The organism is Gilliamella sp. Pas-s95 (assembly GCF_009795795.1).
Taxonomy (GTDB): Bacteria; Pseudomonadota; Gammaproteobacteria; order Enterobacterales; family Orbaceae; genus Gilliamella; species Gilliamella bombicola.
Genome location: NZ_WTFC01000004.1, coordinates 29,610 through 42,136, shown reverse-complemented (window position 1 = coordinate 42,136; position 12,527 = coordinate 29,610). Strand labels below are relative to the sequence as shown.

Here is a 12,527-nt window from a genome sequence, read left to right as displayed (position 1 = left end):
GTCAATATGTTCCAAAAATAGGCTTGAATGTCTAAAAACGACCCCCATATTTATCTAATGGGTTTGTACTACTAGAGAGAAGAAAATGAAAATAAAACGAACTAAACACATGATTATGCCTATTTTACCATTGCGTGATGTTGTTGTATTTCCACATATGGTAATTCCTCTCTTTGTTGGTCGAAGTAAATCAATACGTTGCCTAGAAAGTGCAATGGAAATGGATAAGCAAGTTTTTCTTGTAACCCAAAAAAATCCTTCCCAAGATGATCCTGATGTAGATGATTTATATGAAGTCGGAACTGTGGCTAATGTCGTACAATTACTTCAATTGCCTGATGGAACTGTAAAAGTTCTTGTTGAAGGTGTTGAACGTGCCAAAATGATGGATATTGCTGTGCATGAAAATGATGAATTTTTTATTGCAAAAGTTAAGCCATTAAGCGAAGTTAAAAAGGCAGAAGATATAAGTGAAGCAATGATCCGCTTAACTTTATCTAACTTTGATGAATATTCAAAGCTTAATAAAAAAATAACTCAGGAAGTTGTTGATTCTATACGTTTAGTAAAAGAGCCATCGCGTTTAGCTGATTCTATTGCTGCTACGCTCTTTTTAAGAGTCGAACAGAAACAAGAGATTCTAGTTGCTGCTAATCTTGTAAAGCGTTTTGAGTTGCTTATTTCATTAATGGAATCAGAAATTGATTTATTACAAGTCGAAAAAAATATTCGACAACGTGTTAAACAGCAAATGGAAAAGGCTCAAAAAGAGTATTATCTGAATGAGCAAATTAAAGCTATTCATAAAGAGTTAGGTGATATAGACAATAAACCTGATGAATATGAAGAGTTAAAAGAAAAAATTACTAAAGCTAAGATGCCAAAAGAGGCTACAGATAAAGCATTAGCTGAACTTAATAAATTAAAAATGATGCCGGCAATGTCTGCTGAAGCGACAGTGGTTCGAAGTTATATCGATTGGATGATTCAAGTTCCTTGGTATAAACGTAGCAAAGTTAAAAAAGATATTGAAGGTGCACAAAAAGTTTTAGATAAAGATCATTATGGACTTGAACGTGTAAAAGATAGGATTTTAGAATATTTAGCGGTTCAAGGCCGTGTTAATAAAGTTAAAGGTCCTATTTTGTGTTTGGTTGGGCCTCCTGGTGTGGGTAAAACATCGCTAGGTCAATCGATAGCTAAAGCAACAGGTCGTCAGTATATTCGCATGGCGCTAGGTGGCGTGCGCGATGAGGCGGAGATTCGTGGACATAGACGTACTTACATTGGTTCAATGCCGGGCAAATTAATTCAGCGTATGGCAAAAGTAGGTGTTAAGAACCCATTATTCTTATTAGATGAAATTGATAAGATGGCATCGGATATGCGCGGTGATCCTGCCTCAGCATTATTAGAAGTACTTGATCCAGAGCAAAATAATGCTTTTAGCGACCATTATTTAGAAGTTGATTACGATTTATCTGATGTAATGTTTGTTGCAACGGCTAATTCTATGAATATTCCTGCCCCCTTGTTGGATAGAATGGAGGTTATTCGTCTTTCTGGTTATACAGAAGATGAAAAGTTGAATATAGCTAAGCAACATTTAATTACCAAGCAGATAGAAGATAATGGCTTAAAACCAAAAGAAATTAGCATTGATGATTCAGCCATCATCGGCATTATCCGCTATTATACTCGTGAAGCGGGTGTTCGAAGTTTGGAAAGAGAGATTGCAAAAATTTGTCGTAAAGTTATTAAACAGTTGGCATTAGACAGTAAATTGAAAAAGGTAACTGTGACACAAGATAACTTAAAAGATTTTTTGGGAATACAGCGTTTTGATTACGGTAAAACGGATAATGAAAACCGCATCGGCCAAGTTGTTGGTCTTGCATGGACCGAGGTCGGAGGCGATTTGCTTACTATTGAATCGGTAAGTGTACCTGGGAAAGGCAAATTAACTTATACAGGTTCATTAGGTGATGTTATGCAAGAGTCAATACAAACGGCATTGACAGTTGTTCGGTCTCGTGCAGAAAAATTGGGTATTAATAATGATTTTTATGAAAAACGCGATATCCATGTGCATGTACCTGATGGCGCAACGCCAAAAGATGGGCCAAGTGCCGGTATTGCTATGTGTACTTCATTAATTTCAACATTGACTGGTAATCCAGTTCGCTCAGATGTTGCTATGACGGGAGAAATAACATTACGTGGTGAAGTTTTACCCATCGGTGGACTGAAAGAGAAGTTATTGGCTGCGCATCGAGGTGGAATTAAAACTGTATTGATCCCAATCGATAATGTTAAAGACCTAGAGGAAATCCCTGAGAATGTGAAAGCTGAAATTGATATACATCCTGTAAAATGGATTGATGAAGTATTAACAATTGCATTACAAAATAATCCATTAGGTATGGAGTTCGTAGCTAAAAAAACGACATTAAAGCAACCTGTAAAAAAGGCTATTAAAAAAATAAAAAGTAGTGTTGGCCGTTCTGCTAGCTTAAATTAATTATTTTTTAATTTGAAAAAGATCAACTTGGTGTTGATCTTTTTTTGGACTTAATATTCGGACAATAGCCAATTTAGTTAAATATGCTATACTTGCAAAATTAAACATTAGGTATACGGAGAATCTCAAGAAATGATGGAAACAATCCGAACAGCAGCAAATAATCTTGTTGTTAAGATTATTTTTGCAATAATTATTTTATGTTTCATTTTCACTGGCGTCGGATTTTTAGGTTTTGGCGGTGGTAATAATAGTGCACGTGATCAGCAACAATACATCGCCAAAGTTGATGGTGACGGTATCAGCCGTACTGAATTTGAAGCCCAAGCTAGACGAGCAACAGTGAATACTGGAGGGGATAGTTCTTTTATTAAACAGATACGTCGGGGTGTATTATCAGAGCAAATTGATAATTATTTAGCTTATAAATTTTCAGAAAAGATAGGTGTAACTATTAGTAATGAACAGATTAAAAATTACATTAAGAAACAAAGAGATTTTTTTAGAAATGGTAAATTTGATTCTCAAAAATATTTAACCCTTCTAGCTGAAAATAATATTACTCCAGATGCTTATGCCGAAATTATCAGAACTGTATTGCAGCAACAACAGGCGATTAATGCTTTGACAAATAGTAGTTTTGTTTTGCCAATCGATTCTGAAATATCTTCACTCAAAAATCAAACTAGAAGTGTATATGCTACTTCAGTTAATACTTCAATAAGTGATATTGATGAAACACATATTACGATAGATGATGAACAAAAATACTATAACGAAAATTTAAAAGAGTTTTTTAGGAAAGAGAGAGTAAAAGTTAAATATATTTTTGTATCAGAAGATGCTATAAGAAAAACAATTGACGTTACTGAAGACGAGATTAAGAATGAGTATAATAAAAATATTAAAACTTATTCTTATCCAGCTAAGAAAGCCTATAGTGTAATTTTTGTTATTGATGAACAGCAAGCTAATCAAATTGCGAAGGAGCTTTCTTCTGGAGCTGATTTTGATAATATTGCTAAAACTTTCAATCAAAATCATGATATTTCTCCATACGGTAAAAATGGGTCATTAGGGTGGTTTGCTGATGATGACTCTTTACCTCAAGTTTTTAAAAATGCCCAGTTGAAAAAAGTAGGGAAAATTTCATCACCAATTAAAGTTGACGGCGGTTATGCAATCGTGAAATTAGATGATATACAGCCCTCTAAGGTTATGGATTTTGATTTTGCGAAGTATCAAATTGATTCAAAACTGACTCAACAAAAAATACAGCAGACTTTGGAAAATGACGAAAATAAAATTAAAATTGCATTACATGACTCTCCTAAAAGTATTGAAGAGCTTGCTAAGAAAGTTGGACTAGAAGTAAGGACCTCTGATTGGATATTTTTCAACGATAGATTTGGAATAACTACTCATCCTGAAGTTAGTGATGTAGTTTTTAGTGAAGAAATGATAGCCGATGGTAAAGCAACAGGAAAAATTTCTGATTTAATAATAGCTGAAAGGGATTATGGCAGATATGATTTTGTTGTACAAACAATTGATTATCGTCCTGAAGGTGTTGCGCCTTTTGATGAGGTGAAAAACCAAATTCATGAAAAACTCTCTGCAAAAATGGCTCAAAACCAGTTTAAATCTAGTGTCGATAATATATTGACTCAATTAAATGAAACAGGAGAAGCTAAAAATGTTCAGTTTGCACAAAAATACACCTTGAAGCGGAGTTCAACCGAACTCGACCCAAAAGTTGTTAATATGGTATTTAATTTAAATCCATCAGCATCAAGAAAGAATGTTTTTGGTGCAGAATTTATCGATGATAAAAGTGCTTATATTGTTGTGCTAACTAAGGTAGATACCCCAACAAAATATGAAGATATTTCTTCTGAGTTATTACCTTTATTCATTAATGAAATGCATTATTATTTTGCTGCTGACATACGCTCTAAAGCTAAGATAGAAATTATGCCAGATGCTAATCTGTGATTTAGTTCTCAAAATAGTAGCAATTATCGAAAAAAAGAAAAGTCACTTAGGTGGCTTTTCTCATTCTTATCATTCATGAAATTTGTTTTATTTGATTAAGTGAGATAGTTATAAAGCAAATTTATTTGCCTAACTATTTTGGGAGATTAATCAAATGAAATTATTTTCACTATTATGTATTTTATTATCAAGTTTTGTTTTTTCTGACATAAGTTTTGCCGATTCAACTCCAACGACATCGGCTAAAGTTAAACAAGAACAAAAACAAGTTGTTCAAGTAAATATTAATACTGCAACGGCAGAAGAATTATCAAAAGTATTGACGGGGATTGGGCCAAGTAAAGCCCATAAAATTATCGAATATCGAGAAAAATTTGGCCCTTTTGTTTCGGTTGAGCAGTTAAAAGAAGTTTCTGGTATTGGTCAGGCAACACTAGATAAGAATGCCGGTAAAATAATTTTATAATTTATTATTTCCACCAATTAATATTGGTGGAAATAATATCAATCTAATTATCAATTGGATCGACATCAATACTCCATCTCACTTTCGATGTTTCACTCCATTGACCTATTTCTATTAATAGTTGATCTAATATTTGCTGCAAATGTTGCCTATTTGTATGTTGAAGCAGTAATTGCCAACGATGATAACCCGCTTTTTTGGGTTGACTTGCAGGCATTGGTCCAAGTTGCCATAACGTATGATTATAGTGTGCTTTTAACCAATCATAAATGTGTTGTAAAAGTGTTGGTGCGTAATGATTATTGCGATCTGCTGCACGAATCAATGCTTGATAACTAAATGGCGGTAGTTGGGTTTGTTGTCTTTCTTGTAATGTCAGCTTGGCAAATTTTTGATAGCCTTCACTTAGTAAGACATTAAGTAAAGGATGATTAGGATGATACGTTTGTAAAATGACCTGACCAGCTTTTGCTTCACGGCCAGCTCTTCCTGATACTTGTGTATAAATTTGCGCAAATCGTTCAGTTGCTCGAAAATCACTTGAAAATAAAGCTCCATCAACATCTACAATTCCAACCAAAGTTACATCGGGGAAGTGATGTCCTTTTGCCAAAATTTGTGTGCCAACTAAAATGTGAGCACCACCTTGTTGAATACTGTGTAAATAGTTATCTAATGCACCTTTTTTACTAACTGTATCCCGATCAATACGACTAATTTTGATATTAGGAAAAAGAATCTCAAGTTGCTGTTCAAGTTGTTCTGTTCCAAATCCAATTGGCATTAAATGAGTAGAGCCACATTTTGGGCATTGTTTGGGTACTGCTCTTGGTGTATCACAATAATGACAAATCAGCTTGTGTTGTTTTTGATGAAATGTATAAGGCCTATCACAACGAGGACACTCAGCAATCCAACCACAATCATGACATATTAATAATGGTGAAAATCCTCGACGGTTTAAAAATAACATTACCTGATTATTATTAGATAAATGTTTTTTGATTTGCTCAATTAATGGTTGTGATAAACCAGCAGTAAGTACTAACCCACGCAAATCTAAAATTGACTGTTTGGCTAACGTTGCATTACCGGCTCTTTCTGTTAATTGTAATAAGTGGTACTTATCGTTTTGTGCATTATTGAGTGTTTCAAGTGATGGTGTTGCAGAGCCTAAAATAATCGGAATATTGTTAAATTTAGCTCGTATAATTGCTAAATCTCGCGCATGATAGCGCCAACCTTCTTGTTGTTTATAGGAGCTATCATGTTCTTCATCAATAATAATTACCCCTAAGTCTTTAAATGGGGTAAAAAGTGATGAGCGAGTACCTACAACAATAGCATTTTCTCCATTTTTACTTCTTAACCAAACTGCTAGTCTTTGTTTATCTGTTAAGCCTGAATGAAGAATATCAATCGGAGCATTAAAACGTTGTTTAAAACGTTTAATTGTTTGTGGTGTTAAACCAATCTCAGGAACAAGTACTAATGCTTGTTTTCCTGTAGTTAAAATATTCGAGAGTATATTCAAATAGACCTCAGTTTTACCTGAGCCAGTTACGCCTTCCAGTAAAAATACCTCAAATTGGTGATTTTGTTTATTGACTGTTTCTATCGCATAACTCTGCTCTTTATTTAACTGAATTGAACTAGCATTAGTTGAAAAATTTGTTTGCCATTGAATGTGATCTAGTTGGTGGCTTACTTGCTCTATAAGCTGTTTTTTCTGTAATTCGTGGTAAACTGTGCTACTTACGTTAGTGTTAGAAATAGTATTATTTCTAAATGATGATAGTAATAATTGCTGTTTTGGGGCTCGTGATAGCGATTCTAAATCAATCTGCTTCCCCAATTGGGTTAATTGCCATTGTTTGATTTCTTCTTTGACCGCATGGCGTCCTTGTCTTAGCAAAATAGGCATAGCATGAAACAGAACCTCGCCGATAGGGTAGTGGTAATAACTAGCAGCCCAGTTTAATAGCTGCCAAATAGAATGTGTAAAAACTGGTTCACTATCAATAACTGCCTTAATGGTTTTTAGTTTTTTTACATTAAATTCTGTTTTTTCATCAATGTTAACAATAATACCTATTGTATCTCTTTTACCAAAAGGAACTTTAACACGCATTCCAACTTGAGCAGGCATCGCTAAACTATAATCATAAAGTTGATAGAGTGGCACAGGTAAGGCTACATGAGCAATAAGCATTGAAAAGTCACAATTATAATTCATCAAAAGTTATATTGTACGCAGTTTTCGTTTAACTCGCAAAATCTAACCTGATTTATTCTATTTTAATAACTTTAGTGTGTTATTGATCTAGTCAAATGTGGTGGTATCTATTTATAAAATTTGCTATCTTGGCAATACAATATAGTTTTATTTTTTTGAGGAATATATAGCGGATGTCTGAATCCTTTTCACACATTAATCGTCAAGGCGATGCCCACATGGTTGATATATCAAATAAACCGATCACTACTCGCGAAGCAAGAGCTGAGTCCTTTATTATGATGAATGCCAAAACATTAAATAGCATTATTGAGGGAAAACACCATAAAGGTGATGTTTTTGCAACGGCAAGAATTGCGGGCATCCAAGCTGCAAAAAAGACGTGGGAACTTATTCCTTTATGTCATCCCCTTTTATTGAGTAAAATTGAAATTAATATTGAAGCTGATTTAGTGAATTGTTGTGTCAAAATTGAATCTATTTGTCGATTGAATGGTCAAACAGGTGTAGAAATGGAAGCATTGGTAGCCGCCTCTGTTGCTGCGTTAACTATATATGATATGTGTAAATCTGTTCAAAAAGATATGGTGATTACTCAAGTAAGACTATTGACAAAAAAGGGTGGCAAATCTGGCGATTTTGTAGCTAAATCATAAGAATAGTGAGTAGTATGAATAAAATTATTTTTTTTGCCCAAATTAGAGAGTTAATTGGTGTAGAGGGTTTGATGTTAGATGCAGAACAACTTTCAATTTTTCGTCTTATTGAACAATTAAGTGCTCGTGGTGATCAATGGTTATTGGCTTTCAAAGAGCGTTCTGTTTTATGTGCTGTAAATCAAACATTGGTTGATTTTGATTATATTGTTCAAGCTGGCGATGAAATTGCATTTTTTCCTCCTGTGACGGGAGGTTAGTATTATGGATCTTATTAAAGTTAGCCAAGAACCTATTGATGTTAATAAGCTAACCGATTGGCTTTCACAATTACCACAAGATGGTGCCATTGTTACCTTTATGGGCAAAGTTCGTAGTATTGAAAAACATACAATAAGCTTATTTTTAGAGCATTATGCAGGAATGACTGAAAAGGTTTTGGTGAATATTATTGCTCAAGCTAGAGAACGATGGCAATTAAGTCGAGTAGCTATTATTCATCGTGTTGGTAAAATTAATGTCAACGAACAAATTGTATTTGTGGGGGTGAGTAGTGCACATCGAGCTGATTCATTTGCAGCAGCTGAATTTATTATGGATATATTAAAAAATGAAGCCCCGTTCTGGAAAAAAGAGAGAACTACTGATGGCGATATATGGGTTGATGCAAAAAAATCCGATGCTGAGGCATTGAAAAAATGGTATTAGTGGTTATTTAGGTTATAATAGTATTAAGCTATATCATGTATTTTATTCGAGGTGATTAATGGAAAATTATTTACCTAACGGCTCAAATTTTGAATAGGAAGGTAGTCGCCTTCAATTCTGTTTAAATTAAATAAAGGGCTCTGAATTGAGCCTTTTTTGTATATAAAATTCTTATCATTAAGTCATTACTCAATAGCGAATACTATGAAAAAATTATACTATTTTGTTCTAATTAATATCTTTATTTCATCAATACTAGCAATTCGATTTTTTATTGTACCAGGTGCGTCTTTTAATTGGGCTGGAGTGACATTTTCAGTATTTGCTGTGTTGGGGCATTTTTTCTCTGCTTATTTATTACTTTTTATTGTTTGTATTCCTTTTATTTGGCTTAAACAGTCTATTCGTAATATTATTCTTGCTGCAATATTCAGCTTTATCCAAATTGGATTATATATTGATACTATTGTTTTTCAACAGTACCGATTTCATGTAAATCAATCTGTTTTAGCAATGGTTTTATCGGGGCAGGTTGTTGATTTTTCAATAATTACTTATTTATTGATGTTAGCTGTTATTATTGTTTCATTCTGTGCTGAATATTTTATTCTTTATCTTATTAATAAAAAATTCACTGTACAGCATAATAAATCAAAAATTCTTTTGATATCAACAATATTTCTTTTTAGCTCATTTTTAGTGAACCATGTAGTACATATGGTTGCCTTTTATTACGCTTATTCACCTATTATGGTTGTAAAAGAATATATTCCATTGTATAAGCCATTTACGTCGAAAAAGATTATGAGCTTTTTTGATGCAAATGGGCAAAGAAAAGTCGTATATAATAAGAATAATGACAACGCTGGTGTTGATTATCCCAAAAAAGAATTGGTGATTAATCCTGAAAATAATAAGCCACAAAATATTATGTTTATTGTCTTAGATTCTTGGCGATATGATACCTTTAGTGAAGATATTTCTCCTAATACATTCCGTTTTGTTAAGCAGAATAATGGTGTGATTTTTGATAACCATTACTCAACAGGGAATGCAACTCGTACAGGTATTTTTGGACTATTTTATGGTATTCCTGGTACGTATTGGGATTCATTTTTACGAAATAGTATTCCTTCACTGTTTATCACAACGTTACAAAAAGAAAACTATAATATCGGCATCTTTACTTCAGCTAAAGTTTCTGCTCCAGAATTTGACCGAACTGCATTTGTCACCATCAAAAATTTAAGAATCAGTAGTAAAGATGGTTCGGCATCTAGTCGTGATAAACAAATCACAGAGGATTGGCTTGCATGGTATAAAGCTCGCGATACTTCTCGACCGACATTTTCTTTTTTATTTTATGATGCTCCTCATGCTTATGATTTTCCTCCCGATTTTTCGGTCAAGTTTAAACCTACTGGTGATCTAAATTATATGACATTGAATAATGATACAGATCCTTTGCCAATTTTTAATCGTTACAAACAAAGTGTTTATTATGATGATTATTTATTACAAAATGTCTATGATGAGCTTGCTGCATCAGGTTCTTTAGATAACACAATATTGATTATTACTGGTGACCATTCTCAAGAAATGAATGATAATAAACTTGGATTTTGGGGGCATAATGGTAATTATACTGATGCACAAACAAAGGTTCCTTTTATTATTATTGGCGCGAGAGAGTTAGAAAATCTTAAAAATAATAGTAAAAAATTAACTAGCCATGAAGATGTCGTTCCTACCTTAATGAAACATTATTTATATGTAAAAAATGATATAAGCGATTATTCGACAGGTTATGACTTATTTAGTCCTATAACTGATCGTAATTGGCTTTTGATGTCAAATTATAGTTCTTATGCAGTTAGAACGTCTGATCATATTTATTTCGTGAATCGATTAGGTATTAATCATTATATGGATTTACATAATCGTGAAACAGATGAAACACCAAATTATCAATACATTCAAGAAGCGATGAATCATATGCGTTATTTTTCCCAATCAGGGCTAAATAGCTTAAAAGATAAAAATAATTAGGTATAAATTGGCGAATCATTATCTACCACGAGTATGGTAGATAATGATCTGTGTATTAGCGCACGTCGGCACAATTTAGGCAATAAATATAGCGATTTTGTGGGTCTTGAAACTTATTCCATAAAGAAACATGTTCTTTAAGTTGTTTCGCTGCTGGTAGTTGTTCAAAAAATATTTCTGCAGTGGATTTAGGTAACATAGCTATCATATCCGAATAAAATGCATTAAACCAATTTCCTTTTGGTTTTTGCCAGTCAATTTCATAATCAGTTACATTCGCTAATGTTGCAGCAGTTTCAATGGCATCATCAATATCGCCTAACTTATCAACAAGTCCAATTTTGCTTGCTTCTGACCCTAACCAGACTTGGCCTTGTCCAATTTGATCTACTTGTTCGGTTGTCATATTTCTTGCTTCTGCTACTAACGAAATAAATGTTTGATAACCATTATCAATATTCATTTGAATTAATTGGCTCATTTCTTTAGGCAGATTTTGTGTTGAGGTATTATTTGCTAATGGTGATGTAGTTATACCATCACTATAAACACCAATATGAGATAAAGAGTTTTCGAATGTTGGAATAATACCGAAAATACCAATAGAGCCAGTAATCGTATTTGGGCTAGCAACTATGTAATCAGATGCGGTAGATATCCAGTATCCACCTGATGCAGCCATTCCTCCCATAGATACAACGATAGGAATCTGGTAATCACGTAGCGCTTCTAGTTCACTACGAATTGCTTCCGATGCATCTACACTACCCCCAGGGCTATTTACACGTAATACTATTGCTTGTATGTTATGTTTGTTTAAGTTTTTACGAATCTTTCTCAGCTGTTCAACAATGTCTTGGCTACCAGCAATATTACTACTATTTTCGCCATTGGTGATAGTACCATTGACAAATACAACTGCTATCAGTGGTTTTTTCCCCTTGGAGTCACTGTCTGATTTTTCATTTTTTGATTTAAGTTGATAATCATAAATGCTAACCTCATGTTGGTTATTGAAATCAAGTTCATATTGATAGTTAGAGGCAATAGCATCGACTAATCCATTAGATATAGCATATTGAGCCATGTTACCATTAGCTTCTTTTAACGCTGTTAACATAATATTTGGGGCGGGAACCAATTGTGTATCGGCTTTTTTTCGTTGTGTTGAAATGTCATTAAGATAGTTATTCCACATAAGTGTTAACCAGCGTGTTGTATTGCTTTTTGCTTCTTCAGACATGTCATTGCGCATAAACGGTTCAATGGCTGATTTATAAGTACCTACTCTAAAAACATGTGTATTGATTTTTAAATTATCAAGTAAGGTTTTATAGTATAGATTATTAGCGGATAGCCCATATACATTAACAGATCCAAGTGGTGCTAAGTATATTTTATTAGCATAGCTAGCTAAATAATATTGGCTTTGATTGAAATTTGAACCAAAAGCATAAATAGGTTTATTTGCTTCGCTAAATTTGGTTAAATATTTGCCAATATATTGTAGCGAACTTATATCGGCACCAGCAAAATTATCTAATTTAAGTACTATACTTGTAATTTTTGGATCAGTAGTAGCTTGAGCTATTTTTTGAGTTAATTCGAATAAACTGTTTTCACGAGAAGTATTGACTTTCTTGCCATAGATTTTGTTTTGTAAAGCGTAGATTTCATCATTGTAAAGTGTGTTGTCAACAATAATTCCTTCAATATCCAGAACTAATGAACCATATTGTGGAACAATTTCTTGTTTTTGTGCTTCTTTGATTAATGCAATAGAGCTAAAGATCAAAATAATAATAATTAGAAAAATTAAGTTAAGAAATATTTCTCTAATAAAGTTAATCATTTTCCATATTGATTTAATGGCAGATAAAGCAGACATAATAATTG

The 12,527-nt window shown here is 33.3% G+C and carries 8 protein-coding genes and 1 pseudogene; 7 read left to right on the top strand and 2 right to left on the bottom strand.

Features of this window, described 5'->3' with window-relative positions:
* Positions 1-85 precede the first annotated feature (85 nt).
* The 3 genes and pseudogenes from lon to GQ598_RS01795 all read left to right on the top strand — a co-directional run.
* Positions 86-2,443: pseudogene (lon, locus tag GQ598_RS01805) on the top strand (endopeptidase La); the annotation flags it as partial.
* A gap of 210 nt (positions 2,444-2,653) precedes the next feature.
* Positions 2,654-4,516: a SurA N-terminal domain-containing protein gene (locus GQ598_RS01800; protein WP_160402091.1), complete on the top strand. Its 1,863-nt coding sequence runs from the start codon at positions 2,654-2,656 to the stop codon at positions 4,514-4,516.
* A 154-nt stretch (positions 4,517-4,670) separates the two neighbouring features.
* On the top strand, positions 4,671-4,982 hold the full coding sequence (locus tag GQ598_RS01795; protein ID WP_160402090.1) for a helix-hairpin-helix domain-containing protein: 312 nt from the start codon (positions 4,671-4,673) through the stop codon (positions 4,980-4,982).
* Positions 4,983-5,025: 43 nt separating this feature from the next.
* Here the strand turns inward: GQ598_RS01795 and priA are convergent, their stop codons facing one another.
* Positions 5,026-7,194 carry a primosomal protein N' gene (gene priA / locus GQ598_RS01790; protein WP_160402134.1) on the bottom strand — a complete coding sequence of 723 codons (2,169 nt, stop codon included), beginning with the start codon at positions 7,192-7,194 and terminating at the stop codon, positions 5,026-5,028.
* 197 nt (positions 7,195-7,391) lie between these two features.
* Between priA and moaC the strand changes: the two genes are divergently transcribed.
* The 4 genes from moaC to GQ598_RS01770 all read left to right on the top strand — a co-directional run bounded on the left by moaC (position 7,392) and on the right by GQ598_RS01770 (position 10,631).
* Positions 7,392-7,874 carry a cyclic pyranopterin monophosphate synthase MoaC gene (gene moaC, locus GQ598_RS01785; protein ID WP_160402089.1) on the top strand — a complete coding sequence of 161 codons (483 nt, stop codon included), beginning with the start codon at positions 7,392-7,394 and terminating at the stop codon, positions 7,872-7,874.
* Between the two features lie 14 nt (positions 7,875-7,888).
* Entirely contained in the window at positions 7,889-8,134 is a 246-nt protein-coding gene (gene moaD, locus GQ598_RS01780) for a molybdopterin synthase sulfur carrier subunit (protein WP_160402088.1), read from the top strand.
* A gap of 4 nt (positions 8,135-8,138) precedes the next feature.
* A complete protein-coding gene (gene moaE, locus GQ598_RS01775; RefSeq protein WP_160402087.1) occupies positions 8,139-8,582 on the top strand; it encodes a molybdopterin synthase catalytic subunit MoaE in 444 nt (147 codons plus the stop codon).
* Positions 8,583-8,786: 204 nt separating this feature from the next.
* Positions 8,787-10,631 (top strand): sulfatase-like hydrolase/transferase, encoded by a 1,845-nt coding sequence (locus tag GQ598_RS01770; protein WP_160402086.1) that lies wholly within the window; start codon positions 8,787-8,789, stop codon positions 10,629-10,631.
* A gap of 55 nt (positions 10,632-10,686) precedes the next feature.
* Here GQ598_RS01770 and sppA read toward each other — a convergent pair whose 3' ends face one another.
* On the bottom strand, positions 10,687-12,519 hold the full coding sequence (gene sppA / locus GQ598_RS01765; RefSeq protein ID WP_160402085.1) for a signal peptide peptidase SppA: 1,833 nt from the start codon (positions 12,517-12,519) through the stop codon (positions 10,687-10,689).
* Positions 12,520-12,527: the final 8 nt, after the last annotated feature.

Coding starts and splice junctions, on each gene's coding strand:
- priA (WP_160402134.1), bottom strand. CDS start 7,194: ATGCTTATTGCTCATGTAGCCTTACCTGTGCCACTCTATCAACTTTAT.
- moaC (WP_160402089.1), top strand. CDS start 7,392: ATGTCTGAATCCTTTTCACACATTAATCGTCAAGGCGATGCCCACATG.
- GQ598_RS01770 (WP_160402086.1), top strand. CDS start 8,787: ATGAAAAAATTATACTATTTTGTTCTAATTAATATCTTTATTTCATCA.
- moaE (WP_160402087.1), top strand. CDS start 8,139: ATGGATCTTATTAAAGTTAGCCAAGAACCTATTGATGTTAATAAGCTA.
- sppA (WP_160402085.1), bottom strand. CDS start 12,519: ATGTCTGCTTTATCTGCCATTAAATCAATATGGAAAATGATTAACTTT.
- GQ598_RS01795 (WP_160402090.1), top strand. CDS start 4,671: ATGAAATTATTTTCACTATTATGTATTTTATTATCAAGTTTTGTTTTT.
- moaD (WP_160402088.1), top strand. CDS start 7,889: ATGAATAAAATTATTTTTTTTGCCCAAATTAGAGAGTTAATTGGTGTA.
- GQ598_RS01800 (WP_160402091.1), top strand. CDS start 2,654: ATGATGGAAACAATCCGAACAGCAGCAAATAATCTTGTTGTTAAGATT.